Origin of the sequence: Celeribacter ethanolicus (genome assembly GCF_002407265.1) — a bacterium.
In the GTDB taxonomy this organism is placed as follows: Bacteria; Pseudomonadota; Alphaproteobacteria; order Rhodobacterales; family Rhodobacteraceae; genus Celeribacter; species Celeribacter ethanolicus.
Genome location: NZ_CP022196.1, coordinates 3,722,078 through 3,740,531, shown reverse-complemented (window position 1 = coordinate 3,740,531; position 18,454 = coordinate 3,722,078). Strand labels below are relative to the sequence as shown.

Genomic DNA, 18,454 nt, shown 5'->3' with positions numbered 1-18,454 from the left:
CCAACAATCACAGGATGATCCCGACCAGCGTGTTAAGTGTCGTGCCAATCCGAAGCGCTTTATAGCCGCCACTTCCGTCAATCGCCTTCGCAACGTCCGATGACTTCGTCAGCAAGCTCATTTTCGCCACGCGATTGCCGATCCTGTGTGTGGCGTCGGCCCCGGGGAGTTTGGGCGCAGTGTTTGGCACCGGCCCCGCCGACGAATTCAACACTTGTCCGAAATCCAGCTCGAATTCTTCGGCGAGCTTATCGTCAGAGATCGCCTTCAAAACGGGAAGCGCATCGGCAAGCGCTTCTTTCTGTTCCGGTGTCGTTTCATGGAGCGCTGCCTGCGCCCGTTTCTCGCGCGCCTCTTTGACCGCCGGATGCGTCGCACGAATATCCAGTGCCGCTTGGAACAGCGTGTCCGCCAACCCGGTGATTTCCGGACTGTCGGGGTATTCATGGCATTCCACCTGCCGCTTGAGGCTCCCCGCCACCTGCATGAAATTCATCTCGACCGTCTGCGGATCGTCGCGGCAGGTTTTGAACGTGTGACTGAGGATTTTGGCCTCGTAACAAGCCTCGCTCAACCCATTGCCGCCGATGGCGAGGGAATAGGCGAATTCAGAGCGCTCCAGTGAGACACGAAAGAGATCGGGGGTGTCGATCTCTATGGGAACGGTTGTGAAGGTCCGTCGGCCTTGGTCGAAGATCATCTCTTCCGCGAGAGGGGCACGTTTGGTGAGAAGATCGGCTTGGATCTTTTCGATTTCTTCGGCCACTGCCTTGGGGCCAACCTCCCAAAATTGATCCTCAATCAGAGCAATGTCGCGCCATAGTTCAAGGTCAATATGTTCTCCAGAAATCAGCGCCCTGAAAAAAGCCCTCCAAAACAGCCAATATCCAGCGTTTAGGCTAGCTGTTAATGGCAAATAGGCTCCACGGGGTATCTCCCATTCATAATCAGTCTCAAAAAGTGGCCCGAATAATGAAAGGTCATAGTCAGAGATTACGAGAGCAACATCTTGGTTCGTATAGCGGAGATAATTATTTTCAACAGAAAAAGGGGGGAGTTCAGATAACGCATGGATTGCATCATCCCGATAGTCTAAGGCGTCTTTAGATGGACTGAAGGCACCTGCCGCATTAATCATCAAGCAGCATGATACACATTCTTGATGGGATGTAAGTGCGCTATCCCAGTGAATTGGCCGTTTATTTAGTGCCTGCTGGCATAAAAAATTTGTGTCTGAATCTTTCGTCGTCAATAGCGTTATAAAACCGCGAAAGAGTTGCAAAAGCGCATGCTCATCTTCGCGCGCCAAATCAGAGGGTAGCCAGTACATAAGTAGAGATCGAAGAACCTCTCGTACCGCTGCAACTATAATTTCTTGTGGTGTTGCATCATCAACGTCCATAGCATCTCATCTAAAAAAATAATATGATTGCTCTTACAGCATAGATCTAAATCAAGCTACTTGCCATTCCCCCCCTTTCCCCGCATAGAACTCAGCCAAACCTTCATCCGCTGAGGCCTCTCATGACCGAGCTGAAAAACATCCGCAATTTCTCCATCGTGGCCCATATCGACCACGGGAAATCGACCCTTGCCGACCGGCTGATTCAGCTCACCGGCACCGTGGCCGAGCGCGATATGAAACAGCAGATGCTCGACGCCATGGACATCGAGCGCGAGCGCGGCATCACGATCAAGGCCAACTCGGTGCGGATCGAATATCCGGCCAAGGACGGCCAGACCTATATCCTCAACCTGATCGACACCCCCGGCCACGTCGACTTCGCCTATGAGGTCAGCCGCTCGATGCAGGCCGTCGAAGGCTCGCTCCTCGTCGTCGACGCCACCCAGGGCGTCGAGGCGCAGACGCTCGCCAACGTCTATCAGGCCATCGACGCCAATCACGAAATCGTCCCGGTCCTCAACAAGATCGACCTGCCCGCCGCCGAGCCTGAGCGCGTCAAGGAACAGATCGAGGACGTCATCGGCATCGACGCCTCAGAGGCCGTCGAGATTTCCGCCAAAACGGGCCTCGGCATCCCCGACGTTCTGGAGGCCATCGTCCACCGCCTCCCCGCCCCCAAGGGCGACGTCACCGCGCCGCTCAAGGCCATGCTGGTCGACAGCTGGTACGACCCCTATCTCGGCGTCGTCGTTATGATCCGTGTCATCGACGGCACGATCAAGAAGGGCGACCAGATCAAGATGATGCAGACCGGCGCCACCTACAAGATCGACAAACTCTCGGTCCTCAAACCGCAGATGGTCGACATCGCGGCGCTTGGTCCGGGCGAGATCGGCGTCTTCACCGCCTCGATCAAACAGGTGCGCGACACCAAAGTGGGCGATACCGTCACCCATGACAAGAAACCCTGCGCCGCGCCGCTTCCCGGCTTCAAACCCTCGATCCCCGTGGTGTTCTGCGGCCTCTTCCCGGTCGACGCCAACGATTTCGACGCCCTGCGCGACGCCATCGAGAAACTGCAACTGAACGACGCCTCGTTCAGCTCCGAAATGGAAACCTCCGCCGCTCTCGGCTTCGGCTTCCGCTGCGGCTTCCTCGGGCTTTTGCACCTCGAAGTGATCCGCGACCGTCTGGAGCGCGAATACGATCTCGACCTGATCACCACCGCCCCCTCCGTGGTCTATAAAATCCACATGAAGGACGGCTCGGTCGAGGAGCTGCACAACCCCGCCGACATGCCCGATCTGACCTATGTCGACCATATCGAGGAGCCGCGCATCAAAGCGACGATCCTCGTGCCCGACGAATATCTCGGCGACGTGCTCAAACTCTGTCAGGACCGCCGCGGCATCCAGCTTGACCTGACCTATGCCGGTCCGCGCGCGATGGTGGTGTATGACCTCCCGCTCAACGAAGTTGTGTTCGACTTCTACGACAGGCTCAAATCGGTCACGAAGGGGTACGCCTCCTTCGATTACCAGTTCACCGAATATCGCGAGGACAACCTCGTGAAAATGCAGGTGCTGGTGAACGACGAACCGGTCGACGCGCTGTCGATGATGGTCCACCGCGACCGCGCCGAACAACGTGGCCGGGCGATGTGCGAAAAGCTCAAGGAGCTGATCCCCCGCCACATGTTCAAAATCCCGATCCAGGCGGCCATCGGCGGCAAGGTGATCGCCCGCGAAACCCTGTCTGCGCTGCGCAAGGATGTGACCGCGAAATGCTACGGCGGCGACGCCACCCGGAAGAAGAAACTTCTGGAAAAGCAGAAGGCGGGTAAGAAGAAAATGCGCCAGTTCGGGAAGGTGGAAATCCCGCAGGAAGCGTTTATCAACGCGCTTAAGATGGATAACTGACTTTTTCGGGCTTGCCCGCAAAAGTCAGCAAGGCACCGGCGCGACAACACTTTTCCCGCAGGGAACAAGTGTGAGAGCGCTGGTGACTTTTGGGTAGAAGCGTGATTTAAGCTGCAACCAAGTCAGCTATGAGTGCTCTAAAATCTGTCGCAAGGTTTGCAATATCAGAACGTGTTATAGAGTAGTTCGGAGAATGCGCGCCTTTATCGCCGATACTCTTCACAGCTCTCATGGTTTTCTCTGAGCCTCGGGCCAGATGGAAAGCATCTGTTTTAGTGGTTTGGATGATTATGTCCTCCAGTCCACGTAAATTTTTGCCATCTGAAATTTCATCTCGCGCCTTATTTTTCGAGAACGCCTTGATCAGTAGGCTTTCCATGATCCGCCGCATCATTACCGCAGTACAATCAAACATTTCATGCTCGAATGCGAGATTGAGCTGAACATTGAGGCTTTTTAATGTCTCCGATTGTGCCTCCAGTATTTCCTCACCCAGAAAACCGAATTTTGGTTTCGGAGGCGTCGCTGGAATGTATTTTCCATACTCCTCCTGAAGCTCTTTTCTAGTCGGGGCAGCAATACTTATTGGTTTGCCTTTTGGGGCTGAAATTCGCTTATCTTTAGTGAGCCTTCCTTTTAAACGCGAGCGATTGATGTTGTGGCGAATTCCATTGGCTTCTAAAAAATCGCATGCAGAATCAAATTCTGTTGGTTCGCCTGATGTTTCAGTGAGGAACCATACAACTGCGATCAAAAGATCTAGTTCCGTCTTCCCGTTTGAATGAGAAATAGCATCTGAAAAACCATCAATGTCAGCCATTGAGCTCACTCATGACTTGAGAAAAGTCATGTCTAGTACTCCCAGAAAACTCATACAAAATAGGATTGGTGCCAGACGTGATGAATAGGGATTTATTCGCTGATAGAGCTTTGGAAATTGCTGTGAGTTCTGCTCGAACACCCAGTTTCAGAAGAGTTCTCGTAATATTTCCTGAATGAACAGGCTTTTCAGAGAAATGAAGGATTAACTTGCATTGCTCGATTTTTGAAGCTTTTTCCACGACGAACTTCTGGTTTATTTCTTTATAATTAGGCGAATTTTTAATTCGATTTGCCAGATCTTCTTCAAAGGCTCGGTCTTCTTCAGACCCCTGAGTTGTCGTTCCGCTACTTTTTTTAGTTTTGGCTTTCTTTGCGTTGGTAGATGGCCCCTCAGTTTCACTAGGTGCTTGGGGTTGTTGCATGGCGGCTTCATTCGCCGGTGCTTTTTCCATTATGGGCAGCCAGAAGTCCCGAAGAACAGTCTCAACTTCAACCAGTTCGCCTTCAATTTCAATTTTCGCATCGCCATACGACAAACTAAGTTTCATATTACGCCTATATTTTAAGTTTTGTCGAAATGTTCCACGCGCATATCTGCTTAGTCAATATCGTTTTATATGCTCCAAAGATCTTTGGGTTTTATGATGGCAAGTTTGCATATTTTTCCATGTTATCTTTCGAGAACAAAAACGCCCACCCAAAGGGCAGGCGCTTTCCATAATTCCTGAGCGTTCACTTCACTCACATCTCGCTCTGAACTTCCCGGCTCTCCTGAGAAATCGCAGAGCCCGCCTTGGAAATATCCTGCCCCGCCCCTTCAATGGTCTCACAGGCGGCCAGGGACAACAGCACGGCACCCAAAATCATCACGCGTTTCATGTCACTCTCCTTGCATTGCATTCGAGAGAGTAACGCAGCACGGGCCGTGAGAGTTCCCGCTCACAGGCTCGACTGCACGTCGCGGCTGGCGCTCGAGATCGCCTGACCGGCTTTCGAGATGTCCTTGCCCGCGCCCTCAATGGTTTCGCAGGCCGCGAGCGCGCAGAGCGTCAGTCCGATCAACATCACACGTTTCATCTTTGTCTCCTGAGGCGCATGTTTGACGATTTTGTAGCGACAGAGCGGGGGCGGCTCAACCGTTTCCGGCGCGGTCAGCGGCCCCCGCCATGCTCAGGACGTGCCCGACAAAAGTCCGACACAAGTCAGACGCTTTGCCGACAGTGGATTTGACGCCGATCAAAGCGACATTGTTGAATCACCTTATCGTCACATCAGCGCGAATGAATGCAACGCCATCAAGGACCCAACCAATGAACAGACTCGCCGGCATCCTGTTTTCGCTCATCTCCACAACCCTGATGGGGACCGCTGTCGTGGTCGCCCTGACCATGGGTCAGGACACGCTGAAACCCATTCTGGTCTCCGCCGCCATCGGATTTATCGCCGCGTTTCCAATCACTTGGTACATCGCCAAGAAGATCATGGAAGAATTCGCCTGACGCTCAGCCCTTCGCGTCCACCGCCTCCATCCAGGCGCGCAACGCCGCCTCGAACTCGCGCGGTTTCTCGGCATGGAGCCAATGGCCCGTGCCGGGGATAGACGCGAATTTTGCATGTGGAAACAAGGTCTTGGAGCGATCCCTGTGGCCGCGTTCGACATAGGTGCTTTCGCCGCCCGAGAGGAAAAACACCGGCCCCTCATAGGTCCCGCTGACCTCCGGAAATCCGACGATCTTCGTCATCTCGGCCTCCAGAACATCGAGGTTCAGGAGCCATTTTTTTTCTTTCACCACAAGGCTTTGCAGCAAAAACGCCCGCACGCCCGGGTCCAGAACGTCATGCGCCAACTGCCGGTCGGCATCCGACCGTTTCTCTACCGTCGAGAGGTCGATCTTGCGCATCGCGTCGATCAGAGGTGTGTTGTCGTGACTGTAGGCCACGGGCGAAATATCCGCGACAATCAAGGACTTGATCAATTCGGGGCGCATGAGCGCCAGCACCATTACCGCCTTGCCGCCCATCGAATGCCCCATGACATGCAGCGGCCCGTGTTCGGCAACAATCGGCTCAAGCACCTCGGCCAGATCGGAGGCCATATCCTCATAACTCTGGGTCGCAAACCGCGGGCTTTCGCCGTGATTACGTTGATCGACGGAGACGACAAGTCTTTGATCTGAAAGACGTTTCGAGATCACGCCCCAGTTGCGGGCGGAGCCGAACAGGCCATGGACGATCAGAAGGGGTGCGCGGTCGGTCGGTTGACCGGTGAAGATGGTATTGAGCATGGTCCAGAGATAGCGCCTTGGCGCGGCGCGGCAAAGGGCTTAAATCTGCGCCATGGACCATTCCGTGACGCACAGATCCGAAGAGCTTGCCACGCTGATGCGCGACCGTCTCGGCGTGCGTCTGGGCGAAGGGTTCGAGGCCAAGGTGAAACAGGCCGGCCGCCGCCTGCCCCGCTGGGCGCGCCGGAAATCCACAGTGATCATCGAAGCGATCGCACTTGAGGCCCACCCGAAACTGGCCCAGCAGGTCGACCACAAAAAGGTCGATAAAGCCTTCAAGGAATTGAGATATTTCCTTGAGAGACAAGATGTGAAAACCCGACGCAAGAACCGCTTTCTCGATCTGATCGCAAGCATCGCCTTCGCCCTCCTCGTCACCCTCGGGCTGGTGCTCGGCGTCATGATCTGGCGCGGGCTGTTGTAAGGCCCGAGCAGACCTCGGCACGCCCCCGCTCATCTCTGCTGTACGTGAAACTCCGTGATTGCCTCAGGCCTAAGACTCAGGCATCTTGTCTCGCATATTCACATCAGCGCAGCCTGCGGCATCCAAGCCAGATCACACCATGATCCCAGACGGGCGCGTATGTTGAGAGAGGCAGAGACATGAAAAAATCCCTTCTGGCATTCGCCGCCATTGCAACCACCGCAACCGCCCTTTTGTCGCCGATCCCGGCCAGTGCCGGTACGATCGAGCGGGCCTGTATGGCCTCCGACCGGGCCGCGAACAACCGCGCGCTGTGCGGCTGCATTCAACAGGTCGCCGACATGACGCTGTCGAACAGCGACCAGCGGCAGGCGGCGAAGTTCTTCAAAGATCCGCAGAAAGCGCAAGACATCCGTCAGTCGGACAACCGCTCGCACGAAGAATTCTGGTTGCGTTACAAAGCCTTCGGCCAAGCCGCCGCGCAATATTGCGGATAAGAAACCTTGAAGAAGAAAGCGCGCGGGCTCTACCTGCCGCTCAATACGCTGAAACCGGTCGCCCCGGAAATCTGGCTCGCTGACGGGCCTCCCGTTGCGTTTTACGGCATGAACTTCCCGACCCGGATGACCGTCATCCGGGTGGCGGGCAAGCTTTGGGTGCATTCTCCGATCGCGCTTGACGAAGCCCTCTTAGGTGAGATGGCCGCTCTCGGCCCCATCGGCTGGCTGATCGCGCCAAATCCGATCCATTACGTCTCTCTGAACGCCTGGGCGAAACGCTTCCCGAAAGCGGAGGTCTATGCCGCGCCCGGCGTGGCAGAACGGGCCAGGAAATTCAACGTCCCGGTGCCGCCGCATGAGGTGCTCACCGACACGGCCCCCGAAGACTACGCGAGCGACATTTGCCAGCGTGTGGTCAAAGGTCACAAATTCCTGCACGAGGTGGTGTTTTTCCACAAAAGTTCGAAAACCCTCATTCTGACCGATCTGATCGAGAATTTCGAAGCGGAAAAGGTTGGAAAAGTGAAAGCTTTCCTGATGCGCTTTGCTGGTATTCTCGCCCCGGACGGCAAGGCCCCGTTGGATATGCGCGCCACGTTCCGCAACAAGGGCAAAGCGCGCGAGGTGATCCGGGAAGTGGTTTCATGGGCGCCGGAGCGCGTGATCCTGAGCCACGGACGTTGGTACACCGAAAATGGCACCGAAGAGCTGAAACGCGCCTTTCGCTGGCTCAATTTGTGAGAGAGGCCAAAAGCCCGTTTGCCGCCGCCTCGATCAGATTGAGGGCCTCATCGAAATCGCGCGTGTAATAGGGATCGGGCACAGCTCTCTCCCCGGTCTCCGGCGCATAAGACATCATCAGGGTCACAGGCGTCTCAGACCCCGAAGGCCGCAGCCGCTCGATATCGCGCAGGTTCGCCTCATCCATCGCGACGATCAGATCGAAACCTTCGAAATCCGACGCGGTGATCTGACGCGCGCGCAGCGAAGACAGGTCATAGCCCCGCCGCTGCGCCGCTTGCTGCATCGGCCCGTAGGGCGGTTCGCCCACATGCCAGTTCCCGGTCCCGGCACTGTCGACGATCACCGGATAGCACGCGGCCTGCGCCTTGGCGGCAAACACCGCCTCGGCCGAAGGCGAACGGCAGATATTGCCGAGGCAGACGAAGAGGATTTTCTTCATGGGGTCTCCTTTGCGCCGCAAAGCTACCCTTGTCCACAGGACCGACGCAAGGCAGGGTGACGAAAAAGGAGAGCGTGATGAAAGGCGGGATTTTCATATTGTCGGGCGCGGGGCTTTCGGCGGAAAGCGGGCTCAAGACCTTCCGTGCCGCAGACGGGCTTTGGGAGGACCATCGGGTCGAGGATGTCGCCACCCCCGAAGCCTTTGCCCGTGATCCGCATATGGTTCAGAGTTTCTACAACACGCGCCGGGAACAGGCAGCCAATGCTGTGCCAAACCCCGCCCACCGGGCACTCGCCCGACTTCAGGCCGAATACGGTGCTCCCGTCTACCTCGTCACGCAAAACGTCGACGACCTGCTGGAACGCGGCGGCGCGCGCGAGGTGATCCACATGCACGGCGCGCTCAAGAACGCACTCTGCGCCTCTTGCGGACACCGCTGGGCGGCACCTATGGTGATGGATGTCAAAGACCCCTGCCCCTCCTGCAGCGCGCCCGCGACGCGGCCAGACATCGTCTGGTTCGGCGAAATCCCCTATCATATGGAGGCCATTCAAGACGCGCTTGAGGACTGCGAACTCTTTGTGTCCATTGGCACCTCGGGCGTGGTCTACCCCGCTGCAGGCTTCAGCCAGATGGCGCGCCAGCTTGGCATTCGCACGATGGAACTCAACCTCGAAGCCTCCGGCGGGAGGTTTGACGAGATCCGCGAAGGGCCAGCTAGCACGGTGGTGCCCGATTGGGTGGACAAGGTTTTGGCCAACTGAACCCGCCTGAGTATTTGCTCGGCAAAGGAAACCGGGAATGCGCCCCGACCGCCGGTTCATAGCACTATCGCGTCACCGGAAGGGGTTTCGGCCACACGGGCCGGGGCATCTCCTTCGCTGGTGGTCATCGGCGCTCCCGCCTGTATCGCGCATTCCGGTTCATCAGATTCCGGTTAACGTGTGGCTGATAGCCCGTCCCTCTGCGTTTCCTTTGCTGGAAAAATACTCACCGAAACGCCGGGCCATGCACCCATGTCGACAGCGAAAAGCGCTCGCCCGATGTGACCGGGGTCACCCGATGCAGGACAAAGGACGGAAACAGCACGGCGGAGCCCTTGGCGCGGTCGGATTCGCGGATGTTCGCATCCGGTTGAAGTTCCAGCGCACCGCCCTTGTACTCCGCCGGATCGGACAATTGCACCACCATGGTGAGTTTGCGCCGCGACGCCAGAGCGCCCTCGCCGATATCGGAATGCCATGTGAAATGCCCCTCACGCTCCGCGCCGTACCGGGCGACCTGAGGGCTTTCTCCGAATTCGGTCAGCGCGAAATCGAAATGCGTGCGGTTCGCCTCGGCGACCAAACGCATGATGCGCTCCATGATCCAGTCCCCCCCGGCACGCTCGTCGAGCCACGCCAGATCGGCGCGGCGCAGGTTATGGTCGGAGCGGTTTTTCACCAGCCCCGCATCCGAAAGCTCCTCTTCACGCGCCAGCGTGACGATCGCATCACATTCGGCAGGCGAAAAGGCCTCCGGGAACGCATAGACGCTCAACATGATCTGTCTCTTCAACTGTCAAGAAAGGGCGCGGGCCGGTCTGTAATGTTCCGTCTCGCTCAAGGCGTCATCTAAGCCTTTTTTCGATCCGCGCAAGAAAAAAGGCACGCGCCGAAACGTGTGCCTTTCCTCGCTGAACTGAGCCGGATCAGTTGCCCATCTTGCTGTGATCCATCGGCATGGCCGCCTCGCCGCGCTCCAGATCTACGGGGATTTCAACAGTAATGTCCCCGGCCTTCTCGAAGGTCAGGGTCACGGTCACGGTGTCGCCCTGATTCATCGGTTGCAACAGCCCCATGAACATGACGTGGTCGCCGCCGCGGGCCAGAGCATGGGTGCCATGGGCCGGGATCTCGAAGCCCTCGGGCACATGGACCATTTTCATGATGCCGTCGCCCATGTCCTTATGGGTGTGCAGCTCAGTGATCTTGGAAATATCGGATTTTGCATCAATCAGGCGATCAGCCTCATCACCGGTGTTTTCGATGATGAAGAAGGCGGCACCTGCGCGGGCCATCATGCCCGAGGATCGGGCGAAGGGATCGACGATATTGATGTCGGCGAAGGCGGGCAATGCGAAGGCGGAGGCGGCAAGCCCGGCCAGAAGGGTGGTTTTGAACATGTGCGGTCCTTTGGTCGTAGGTCTTTGAAACGAAGGGGGTATCAGACCAAAGGCGGGGCGCGGGCACAGGCGTGGGGCGGGACCGTGTCATGACCACGGGCGGCAAAGGTCGGGGGCGAGAAGCGCAGCATATGCTGCACAGGCGGTTGCAGGTCGAATGCATCCGCCAGACCCGCGATCACGCTCAGAGCACAGTCGGGACAAATGTGACTCGGGCCGATCGGCTGACCATCTGCGTCCGTGAGCACGGTAATCGGTCCCGTGCCGGTGCAAAGCACCACCGCACCCGTCGCATCGCGCATGGTGCCCCGCGCCACGGCCATGGACTGGGACGTGACGATGAGCAGAAACGCGACCAGAACGGCCTTTATCGTGCGGGTGATGCGCATAGTGGAAGCACTTTAGCGATCCGCTCCCGAAAGAAAAGGGGACAAATCGCCGTGGTCAAGAGACAAGAAAACCCCGCGAGGTAAAACTCACGGGGTTCAATCTTTGGGAAAATCCGAAAGGATCTCGCAGAAAGGCTTAAGCGGCTGCTTGGGCCTTCGCGATGTCTTTCTTGATTTTCAGCGCGTTGTCGGACAGCTCTTCGTCGCGGGCTTTCGCGAGGAAGGCGTCGAGACCACCGCGGTGGTCGACGGAGCGCAGAGCCGACGCAGAGATGCGCAGCTTGAAGGAGCGGCCGAGGGTTTCCGAAATCAGCGTCACATCGTTGAGGTTCGGAAGGAAACGGCGGCGGGTTCTGTTTTTGGCGTGGCTGACATTGTTGCCAGTCATCGGGCCTTTACCGGTCAGTTCGCAACGACGCGACATGGGTTCATCCTCGTTTCTACTTTCGAAAGCAAAAGCTCTCGCAGTTTAAAAGACTCGTTTCTGTCTTATTCGGCCCTCTTTTACGCGCCCCCGCCCCGGACGCAAGTCCGAAAAGCGGCGTGAAACACGGGGAAAGACCGATTTCCAACAGAAAATGACACAGCTATCAAGCCGCGCCCAAAATTCAGTTTGCGGTGCATAGGCGATCCGGGGAGAATCGTCAAGCCTCTTCCCGAACCGAACCGGCTTCAATGCCCGCGCAAAGCTGTCAGGACATCCGCAGCCGCATGGCCCGGCGTGATCTCCCCTCTGGCGACCTTGCTCGCCAGCCCGGAGATCATCGACTTCAAAGGTTCTTTCTCAAGCTGCGACAAAAGCCCGTGACGAATGTCCTGCGCAAACCAGTACTCGGCCTGTTCCGACCGACGCTTGTCGAAGAACCCGTTCTCACGCCGCCAGTCAATGAGCATGTTCATCTCGCCCCAGGCCTCTTGCAAGCCCTTCTCTTCGATTGCGGAAACCGTCATCGCCTTGGGAAAATCCATCGGGTCCTGCGGACGTTTGCGGATCAGCCGGAGCGCCCCCGCATAATCGGCGCAGGTGCGTTGCGCCGCGGGTTTGAGATCACCGTCGGCCTTGTTCACCAAAATCAGATCGGCCATTTCCATGATGCCACGTTTAACGCCTTGCAACTCGTCGCCGCCCGCTGGCGCCAAGAGCAGCAGGAACAGATCGGACATCTCGGACACCACCGTCTCCGACTGCCCCACCCCCACGGTCTCGATCAGGATCAAATCGTAGCCCGCCGCCTCGCAAAGCGCCACAGCCTCCCGCGTGCGCCGCGCCACGCCGCCAAGTTCGGATTGCGAGGGCGAGGGCCGGATAAAGGCGTTCTTTTCCCGTGACAGCAATTCCATCCGCGTCTTGTCGCCAAGGATCGAGCCGCCAGAGCGCGAGGACGACGGATCGACGGCCAGAACCGCCACCTTCAGCCCCTCTTTGATCAGCATCATGCCAAAGCTTTCGATAAAGGTGGACTTGCCCACCCCCGGCGTCCCCGACAACCCGAGCCGCAGCGCCTGACGCCCGCACTTGCCGATCTCTTCCATCAACGTGATCGCCTTCGCCCGGTGATCTTCCCGCGCGCTTTCAACCAGCGTGATGGCACGGGCCAGAGCGCGACGGTTTCCGGCAATCACCTGTTCGGCTAATGTGCTGATCTCCATCTCGGGCCTCCCTGTCGCTTTGGCCTTTGACTTGCACATTTCCGGCCTTGGTGTCCAGTGTGGCACAAAGGGATGAGTATTTGCGACAGCAAAGGAAACGGGGTGCTTTTCACGCCCCCGCAGATCGCCGATAAGACCGCCATGGATAGATTGCCGATCGACGACGTGCTGGGCGACTTGACCGCCGCTGTAAAAGCGGAGGGTCGCGCCGTGCTCATGGCCCCGCCGGGAGCCGGGAAAACCACCCGCGTGCCTCTGGCGCTTTTGCCCGTGGTGACCGGCAGGATCGTGATGTTGGAGCCGCGCCGCCTCGCCGCGCGCTCCGCCGCCGAACGCATGGCGGAGACACTGGGCGAGCGCGCGGGCGAGACCGTCGGCTACCGCATTCGAGGCGAGGCGAAGATCTCGAAGGCCACGCGCATCGAGGTGGTGACCGAGGGAATACTCACACGCATACTACAAGCCGACCCGGAATTGACCGGGATCGGGGCGGTCATATTTGACGAATTCCACGAACGTAGCCTGAACGCGGATTTCGGGCTGGCGCTCACCTGGGAGGTGCGGCAGGCGCTGCGCGACGACCTTGTGCTGATTGTCATGTCTGCGACCCTTGACGCAGATCCGGTGGCGGCGCTGCTGGACGATGCCCCTGTGGTGCGCTCGGAGGGGCGGGCCTATCCGGTCGAGACCCGTTGGCTCGACGCGCCCGTTCCCAAGATGCAGCGGCTGGAACAGGCGGTGGCCGATCTGACGCTCCGCGCCATTGCGGAGGCGCCGGGCTCCGCGCTTGTGTTCTTGCCAGGCGAAGGCGAAATTCGCCGGGTTCAGGCGCTCCTGGAGGGGAAAATCCCCTCCGACTGCACACTCCACCAACTGTTCGGCGCGATGAAATTCGCCGATCAGCGCGCCGCCATCGCCCCCGCCCGAGAGGGCCGCAAGATCGTACTGGCGACCTCGATTGCCGAGACTTCTCTGACCATTGAGGATGTCCGCATCGTCGTCGACGCGGGCCGGGCCCGCCGGGCGCTGTTCGATCCGGCCTCGGGCATGTCGCGCCTCGTGACCGAGCGGGTCTCCCGTGCCGAAGCCGAACAGCGCCGGGGCCGTGCGGGCCGGGTCTCCGAAGGGGTCTGTTACCGGCTCTGGACCAAAGGCGAAGAAGGCGCCCTGCCCGCCTTCGCCCCCGCAGAGATCGAGACGGCCGACCTTACCAGCCTGGCTTTGGAACTCGCGCTCTGGGGGGCCGCCGAGACGGATCTCGCCTTCCTCACGCCGCCCCCCGCCGGACCTCTGGCGGAAGCGCGCGCCCTGCTTCACAGCCTTGGCGCGCTCGACGTCGAAGGTCGGATCACAGCCCATGGCAAAGCTTTGGCGGCGAAACCGCTACACCCAAGACTTGCACATATGCTACAAATCGCGGGGACACAGGCCGCCGAACTGGCCGCACTGTTGAACGAACGCGATCCTTTGCGGGGGGCAGGCGCGGATCTGTCCCTGCGCATGCGGGCGCTCACGTCTCCCGGCAATGCCGCCGACCGTGGCGTGATCGAACGCGTCAAACAGGAGGCCAAACGCCTCAGGCAGGGCCTGCCACAAACCGCGCCCATGAACCTTGGTGAAATGGCCGCGCTCGCCTACCCCGACCGGATCGGGCTGCGCCGTCCCGGCGATCAGCCGCGCTATCTTCTGTCCGGCGGCAAGGGCGCGGTGATGGCGGAGCATGACGATCTGGCTTCCACCCGGCTCATTGTTGTCACCGACACGGACGGCGCAGCGCGGGATGCCAAAATCCGGCAGGCCGCCCAGATCAGCGAAAGCGAACTGCGCGGCCTCTACGGCGATCAGATTGCATGGGTCGAGGTCTGCGACTGGGACAGGCGCGAAAAACGCGTGGTCGCGCGCAGGCGCGAGATGTTCGGCGCGCTGGTGTTGGACGACCGGCAATGGAAAGACGCCCCCCCGGAGGCCATCGCGCGCGGGGCGCTGGTCGGTCTGCGCCAGATCGGCCTGCCCTGGACCGATGCCGCACGCCGCTTTGCCGCCCGTGTCGCGCTGATGGGGGCGGATTACCCCGACATGACCGACGCCGCTCTATTGGATCATCTCGAAGACTGGCTTCTGCCCTACCTCAAGGGCGCAAAAACCGAGGCCCAGCTCCGCGCTCTCGACATCACCGAGGCGCTGCGGGGCATGCTCGACTGGGATCAGATGCAACGGCTCGACCGGGAGGTTCCCAGCGCGTTTGAAAGCCCCGTCGGGCGTAGGTTGCCGATTGATTATTCGGGCGAACATCCCGAAGTCACCGGGCGGTTGCAGGAGTTTTTCGGCACCACAGTGCACCCAACCGTCGGCCCGAAACGCGTGCCGTTGAAAGTGGTCCTGACGTCCCCCGCGCATCGCCCGGTTCAGGTCACGATGGACCTGCCGAACTTCTGGAAAACCTCCTATGCCGATGTGCGCAAGGACATGCGCGGGCGCTACCCAAAGCACCCCTGGCCCGAGGACCCGACCGAGGCCAATCCAACGCTGCGGGCCAAACCCCGCGGAACGTGAAAACCATTTGTTAAAGATCGTGACAGTCTTCGCGGGACAAATGTGACAGCGTTTTAACCTATTTAGGGCGCTGTATGACGAGCGGTTAAGAGTTATCGCGCCGTCATCAACTCCCGCCAGAACAGCGGCGCGAAGAGCGCGTAGACCGTCGCCATCTCCAGCCGCCCGAGATACATGCCAAAGGTCAGCACCAGCTTCGACGGCGTGTTCAGCGTCGCGAAATTGCCCGCCGGACCGATGATGTCGCCGACCCCCGGACCGACATTGGCAAGCGCGGTCAGCGCCCCCGATGTCGCGGTGGACATATCGAGCCCGAAGAAGCTCAAAAGCGAAGCCATCACCCCGAAGGTGGCCGCATAGAGCACGAAAAAGGCGATCACGCCCGAAAGCGCATCCGGGGCCACGGGACGATCTTCGTATTTCACGAACGTGACCCGGTGGGGCGCATAGCTTTGCCGGATCTGTGCCTTGAGCGCGCGAAAGGCGACGAGCCAGCGCATCGCCTTGGCCCCGCCCGCCGTCGATCCGGTGGCGCCGCCCGCCGCCGTCAGGACAAAGAACGCCACCACCGCGAACGGTCCCCAGAGCGTGTAATCCGTGGTCGCATAGCCGGTTGTCGTAACCACGGAAATCACGTTGAACGCCACCAGCCGCAGCGCATCAAACAGCCCCTCGCCCCGCGTGATCATCAGCCAGAGCGACAGCGCCCCGATGCTCACCGCGAGCGAGACGAGCATGGCCGTGACCTGTTCGGACTTCCAGCGCCCATGCCGCAACCCTCTGATATACCAGGAAAACGGCAAGGCCCCGAAGAGCATGAACAGCGTGCAGGTCCATTGCAGAAAGGCGCTGTCGAAATGCCCGAAAGAGGCGTCGTAACCGGAATAGCCGCCCGTCGACAGCGTGGTCATCGCATGGGTGACCGCATCGAAGGGCGACATGCCGCCAACGAAATAGAGCAGCCCGCAAATCACGATCAGAGCGAAGTAAATCTGCAAGGTGGCGGAGGCGAACATCGTGGCGTTGCGCAACTCGCGCTCGCCGGTCTCCGAACTTTCCGAACGGAAAAGCTGCATGCCACCGACCTTGAGGATCGGCAAAAGCGCAATCCCGGTGACGATGAAGCCGACGCCCCCAACCGCCTGAAGCATCGCCCGCCATAGGATGATGCCGCGCGGGGTCTCATCGAGCCCGGACATAACGGTAGAGCCGGTGGTCGTGATCCCCGACATCGCCTCAAAAAACGCATCGGCGAGCGACAGGTCATAGGCATAAAGCGGCAGCGCGCCGCAGAGTGCAGCCACCATCCAGACCGAGGAGGTCAACAAAAAGGTGTGCAACGGGCGCAGGCCTTCGGTGCGCGGCGAAGAGGCCATCGCAAGCGTACCCCCCATAAAGCCGGTCAAAAGCGCGGCCTCCCCGAACATCTTCGAGGTATCTGGAAAGAGCAGCGCAACGACCCCCATGAGGGCGGCGAAGAAGACCATCACCAGACCGTTGATGAAGAAGACGAAACTCATGCGCATCGCTCTCTCACCCGGGGAGTCGGGCATGGGGATGAGAAATCACAAAACCCCGCCCCCGCGCAAGGGGCGGGTCTCTTCAGCTATGTGCCACGCTGCCGGCCCATGGCCCGTGCTGCCCTTCGCCCCCATCGGTGCGTTCGAACCCGTGCGCCCCGAAGAAATCTCGCTGCGCCTGGATGAGATCGGAGGTGCCGCGCCCCTGTCGCATCGTGTCGAAATAGGCCAGCGCATTGGCAAAGGCCGGCACCGGCACCCCCGCGGAAGCGGCATAGGCCACCGTGCGACGCAGAGCTGTGGCACCGTCGCGGATCAGCCCGGCGAAACGCGGCGCAAAGATCAACTGGCCCTGCGGCAGGCCTTCTCGGATCGCGGAAGCCATATCGTCGAGCAGAGCCGAACGGATGATGCAGCCTTCGCGCCAGACCTCCGCCGCACTGGCCAGATCGAGCGCCCAGTCATATTCGGCGGACGCCGCGGCCAGGATTTTAAATCCCTGATCGTAGGCAATGATCTTCGCGGCCAGAAGCGCGCGCTCGAGATCCGCCTCCGATGGGATCGGCAAGGCCTCGGAGCCCAGATCTCCGAACAACGCCTTACCCGCCTGCCGCGTAGCCTTCTCCGCCGACCAGGACCGCGCGGCCACCGCGGCCTCGATCGCGGACGGCGACTGCCCCAGCCTGAGCGCTTCGATCGCGGTCCAGCGCCCGGTGCCTTTCTGCCCGGCCTTATCGACGATCACATCGACGATCGGCTGGCCCGTTTTGGGATCAAGGGTGCCGAGCACACGGGACGAAATGTCTACAAGATAGGAGTTGAGCGGCCCCTCGTTCCACGCCGCAAACAGCGTGCCGATCTCGGCAGGCGCACGTCCGGCCCCGTCGCGCAGGATGCCATAGACCTCGGCGATCATCTGCATATCGGCATATTCGATGCCATTATGCACGGTCTTGACGAAATGCCCTGCGCCATCCGGCCCGAAATACGCGGCACAGGGAACGCCCTCATGTTTGGCGGCAATTGCCTCGATGATGTCGCGGATCACCGCATAGCTCTCCGGATTGCCGCCGACCATGATCGACGGCCCTTGCCGCGCCCCCTCTTCACCACCCGACACCCCCATGCCGATGAAGCTGAGCCCCTTGTCCCGCAGAGCGGCCTCCCGGCGGCGCGTGTCGTGGAAATCGGCATTGCCCGCATCAATGATCATGTCTCCCGGCGCCATCAGCGGCACAAGCGCGTCGATCACCGCATCGACCGGCCCACCCGCCTTGACCATGATGATCACCGCGCGCGGGCGGCTCAGCGACGCGACCAGCGCCTCATAGGACTTGGCCGGAACGAGCCGCTCCGCGAGATCGCCCGCCGAGGCCACGAAAGCGTCTGTGACCGAGCCGGTGCGGTTGAACACGGCGACGGGAAAACCGTTTTCGGCGATATTGAGCGAAAGATTGGCGCCCATGACGCCGAGGCCGACAAGACCGATCCGAGCCTGAGACATATTCGGGCAACTCCTTCTTTTGTCAGGTGAAACACCACGCACACTGCGGTGAAACGCGCGGCCTTGTTTCCGCTCAAAGATATGGCAAACCGGCTTTGCGACAAGCATTTCCCCAAGAAAACTTGCATTTCCG

The 18,454-nt window shown here is 59.5% G+C and carries 21 protein-coding genes; 7 read left to right on the top strand and 14 right to left on the bottom strand.

The features are described from left to right. Positions 1-7: 7 nt before the first annotated feature. A complete protein-coding gene (locus CEW89_RS20960) occupies positions 8-1,402 on the bottom strand; it encodes a hypothetical protein (protein ID WP_157779923.1) in 1,395 nt (464 codons plus the stop codon). Positions 1,403-1,524: 122 nt separating this feature from the next. On the opposite strand from CEW89_RS20960, the gene lepA reads away from it, so the two are divergent. Further along, positions 1,525-3,324: a translation elongation factor 4 gene (gene lepA / locus CEW89_RS18395; protein ID WP_096806883.1), complete on the top strand. Its 1,800-nt coding sequence runs from the start codon at positions 1,525-1,527 to the stop codon at positions 3,322-3,324. A gap of 106 nt (positions 3,325-3,430) precedes the next feature. Here the strand turns inward: lepA and CEW89_RS18390 are convergent, their stop codons facing one another. The 4 genes from CEW89_RS18390 to CEW89_RS18375 form a co-directional block, all read right to left on the bottom strand. Beyond that, a complete protein-coding gene (locus CEW89_RS18390; protein ID WP_096806882.1) occupies positions 3,431-4,144 on the bottom strand; it encodes a DUF4145 domain-containing protein in 714 nt (237 codons plus the stop codon). After that, positions 4,137-4,694: a hypothetical protein gene (locus CEW89_RS20955; protein WP_157779922.1), complete on the bottom strand. Its 558-nt coding sequence runs from the start codon at positions 4,692-4,694 to the stop codon at positions 4,137-4,139. Before CEW89_RS20955 ends, CEW89_RS18390 begins: the two co-directional genes overlap by 8 nt. A gap of 193 nt (positions 4,695-4,887) precedes the next feature. Further along, entirely contained in the window at positions 4,888-5,025 is a 138-nt protein-coding gene (locus tag CEW89_RS18380; RefSeq protein WP_066710510.1) for an entericidin A/B family lipoprotein, read from the bottom strand. A gap of 60 nt (positions 5,026-5,085) precedes the next feature. Then, positions 5,086-5,223: an entericidin A/B family lipoprotein gene (locus tag CEW89_RS18375; protein ID WP_096806880.1), complete on the bottom strand. Its 138-nt coding sequence runs from the start codon at positions 5,221-5,223 to the stop codon at positions 5,086-5,088. Between the two features lie 233 nt (positions 5,224-5,456). Between CEW89_RS18375 and CEW89_RS18370 the strand changes: the two genes are divergently transcribed. Next, positions 5,457-5,645: a CTP synthetase gene (locus tag CEW89_RS18370; RefSeq protein ID WP_096806879.1), complete on the top strand. Its 189-nt coding sequence runs from the start codon at positions 5,457-5,459 to the stop codon at positions 5,643-5,645. 3 nt (positions 5,646-5,648) lie between these two features. Here CEW89_RS18370 and CEW89_RS18365 read toward each other — a convergent pair whose 3' ends face one another. Next, positions 5,649-6,431, bottom strand: coding sequence for an alpha/beta fold hydrolase (locus CEW89_RS18365; RefSeq protein WP_096806878.1), 783 nt, complete (start codon positions 6,429-6,431; stop codon positions 5,649-5,651). 64 nt (positions 6,432-6,495) lie between these two features. Between CEW89_RS18365 and CEW89_RS18360 the strand changes: the two genes are divergently transcribed. The 3 genes from CEW89_RS18360 to CEW89_RS18350 all read left to right on the top strand — a co-directional run bounded on the left by CEW89_RS18360 (position 6,496) and on the right by CEW89_RS18350 (position 8,096). Next, positions 6,496-6,855 carry a hypothetical protein gene (locus CEW89_RS18360; RefSeq protein WP_157779921.1) on the top strand — a complete coding sequence of 120 codons (360 nt, stop codon included), beginning with the start codon at positions 6,496-6,498 and terminating at the stop codon, positions 6,853-6,855. A gap of 179 nt (positions 6,856-7,034) precedes the next feature. Further along, a complete protein-coding gene (locus CEW89_RS18355) occupies positions 7,035-7,352 on the top strand; it encodes a hypothetical protein (RefSeq protein ID WP_066710499.1) in 318 nt (105 codons plus the stop codon). A gap of 6 nt (positions 7,353-7,358) precedes the next feature. Then, entirely contained in the window at positions 7,359-8,096 is a 738-nt protein-coding gene (locus tag CEW89_RS18350) for a DUF4336 domain-containing protein (protein WP_244906100.1), read from the top strand. Here CEW89_RS18350 and CEW89_RS18345 read toward each other — a convergent pair. Further along, positions 8,086-8,538, bottom strand: coding sequence for a low molecular weight protein-tyrosine-phosphatase (locus CEW89_RS18345; protein WP_066710495.1), 453 nt, complete (start codon positions 8,536-8,538; stop codon positions 8,086-8,088). The genes CEW89_RS18350 and CEW89_RS18345 overlap by 11 nt on opposite strands. A 77-nt stretch (positions 8,539-8,615) precedes the next feature. Between CEW89_RS18345 and CEW89_RS18340 the strand changes: the two genes are divergently transcribed. Next, on the top strand, positions 8,616-9,305 hold the full coding sequence (locus CEW89_RS18340; protein ID WP_096806876.1) for an NAD-dependent deacylase: 690 nt from the start codon (positions 8,616-8,618) through the stop codon (positions 9,303-9,305). A 226-nt stretch (positions 9,306-9,531) separates the two neighbouring features. On the opposite strand, the gene CEW89_RS18335 is transcribed toward CEW89_RS18340, so the two are convergent. The 5 genes from CEW89_RS18335 to meaB all read right to left on the bottom strand — a co-directional run bounded on the left by CEW89_RS18335 (position 9,532) and on the right by meaB (position 12,744). Next, the gene (locus CEW89_RS18335) at positions 9,532-10,083 is read right to left on the bottom strand and encodes a 2OG-Fe(II) oxygenase (RefSeq protein WP_096806875.1); all 552 of its coding nucleotides are present in this window, start codon (positions 10,081-10,083) and stop codon (positions 9,532-9,534) included. A 148-nt stretch (positions 10,084-10,231) separates the two neighbouring features. Next, positions 10,232-10,705 (bottom strand): copper chaperone PCu(A)C, encoded by a 474-nt coding sequence (locus CEW89_RS18330; RefSeq protein ID WP_096806874.1) that lies wholly within the window; start codon positions 10,703-10,705, stop codon positions 10,232-10,234. 41 nt (positions 10,706-10,746) lie between these two features. Further along, on the bottom strand, positions 10,747-11,094 hold the full coding sequence (locus tag CEW89_RS18325; protein ID WP_066710483.1) for a hypothetical protein: 348 nt from the start codon (positions 11,092-11,094) through the stop codon (positions 10,747-10,749). Between the two features lie 136 nt (positions 11,095-11,230). Continuing rightward, positions 11,231-11,518: a 50S ribosomal protein L28 gene (gene rpmB / locus CEW89_RS18320; protein ID WP_066710480.1), complete on the bottom strand. Its 288-nt coding sequence runs from the start codon at positions 11,516-11,518 to the stop codon at positions 11,231-11,233. Between the two features lie 248 nt (positions 11,519-11,766). Next, the gene (meaB, locus tag CEW89_RS18315; protein ID WP_066710477.1) at positions 11,767-12,744 is read right to left on the bottom strand and encodes a methylmalonyl Co-A mutase-associated GTPase MeaB; all 978 of its coding nucleotides are present in this window, start codon (positions 12,742-12,744) and stop codon (positions 11,767-11,769) included. A 141-nt stretch (positions 12,745-12,885) separates the two neighbouring features. Here meaB and hrpB point away from each other — a divergent pair, with 141 nt between their 5' ends. Beyond that, positions 12,886-15,297 (top strand): ATP-dependent helicase HrpB, encoded by a 2,412-nt coding sequence (gene hrpB / locus CEW89_RS18310; protein WP_096807298.1) that lies wholly within the window; start codon positions 12,886-12,888, stop codon positions 15,295-15,297. Between the two features lie 92 nt (positions 15,298-15,389). Here hrpB and CEW89_RS18305 read toward each other — a convergent pair whose 3' ends face one another. Then, entirely contained in the window at positions 15,390-16,817 is a 1,428-nt protein-coding gene (locus CEW89_RS18305) for a TrkH family potassium uptake protein (protein ID WP_096806873.1), read from the bottom strand. 82 nt (positions 16,818-16,899) lie between these two features. After that, positions 16,900-18,321, bottom strand: a complete 1,422-nt coding sequence (gene gndA / locus CEW89_RS18300; protein ID WP_096806872.1) for an NADP-dependent phosphogluconate dehydrogenase — start codon at positions 18,319-18,321, stop codon at positions 16,900-16,902. Between the last annotated feature and the right edge of the window lie 133 nt (positions 18,322-18,454).

Coding starts and splice junctions, on each gene's coding strand:
- CEW89_RS20960 (WP_157779923.1), bottom strand. CDS start 1,402: ATGGACGTTGATGATGCAACACCACAAGAAATTATAGTTGCAGCGGTA.
- lepA (WP_096806883.1), top strand. CDS start 1,525: ATGACCGAGCTGAAAAACATCCGCAATTTCTCCATCGTGGCCCATATC.
- CEW89_RS18390 (WP_096806882.1), bottom strand. CDS start 4,144: ATGGCTGACATTGATGGTTTTTCAGATGCTATTTCTCATTCAAACGGG.
- CEW89_RS20955 (WP_157779922.1), bottom strand. CDS start 4,694: ATGAAACTTAGTTTGTCGTATGGCGATGCGAAAATTGAAATTGAAGGC.
- CEW89_RS18380 (WP_066710510.1), bottom strand. CDS start 5,025: ATGAAACGCGTGATGATTTTGGGTGCCGTGCTGTTGTCCCTGGCCGCC.
- CEW89_RS18375 (WP_096806880.1), bottom strand. CDS start 5,223: ATGAAACGTGTGATGTTGATCGGACTGACGCTCTGCGCGCTCGCGGCC.
- CEW89_RS18370 (WP_096806879.1), top strand. CDS start 5,457: ATGAACAGACTCGCCGGCATCCTGTTTTCGCTCATCTCCACAACCCTG.
- CEW89_RS18365 (WP_096806878.1), bottom strand. CDS start 6,431: ATGCTCAATACCATCTTCACCGGTCAACCGACCGACCGCGCACCCCTT.
- CEW89_RS18355 (WP_066710499.1), top strand. CDS start 7,035: ATGAAAAAATCCCTTCTGGCATTCGCCGCCATTGCAACCACCGCAACC.
- CEW89_RS18345 (WP_066710495.1), bottom strand. CDS start 8,538: ATGAAGAAAATCCTCTTCGTCTGCCTCGGCAATATCTGCCGTTCGCCT.
- CEW89_RS18340 (WP_096806876.1), top strand. CDS start 8,616: ATGAAAGGCGGGATTTTCATATTGTCGGGCGCGGGGCTTTCGGCGGAA.
- CEW89_RS18335 (WP_096806875.1), bottom strand. CDS start 10,083: ATGTTGAGCGTCTATGCGTTCCCGGAGGCCTTTTCGCCTGCCGAATGT.
- CEW89_RS18330 (WP_096806874.1), bottom strand. CDS start 10,705: ATGTTCAAAACCACCCTTCTGGCCGGGCTTGCCGCCTCCGCCTTCGCA.
- CEW89_RS18325 (WP_066710483.1), bottom strand. CDS start 11,094: ATGCGCATCACCCGCACGATAAAGGCCGTTCTGGTCGCGTTTCTGCTC.
- rpmB (WP_066710480.1), bottom strand. CDS start 11,518: ATGTCGCGTCGTTGCGAACTGACCGGTAAAGGCCCGATGACTGGCAAC.
- meaB (WP_066710477.1), bottom strand. CDS start 12,744: ATGGAGATCAGCACATTAGCCGAACAGGTGATTGCCGGAAACCGTCGC.
- hrpB (WP_096807298.1), top strand. CDS start 12,886: ATGGATAGATTGCCGATCGACGACGTGCTGGGCGACTTGACCGCCGCT.
- CEW89_RS18305 (WP_096806873.1), bottom strand. CDS start 16,817: ATGAGTTTCGTCTTCTTCATCAACGGTCTGGTGATGGTCTTCTTCGCC.
- gndA (WP_096806872.1), bottom strand. CDS start 18,321: ATGTCTCAGGCTCGGATCGGTCTTGTCGGCCTCGGCGTCATGGGCGCC.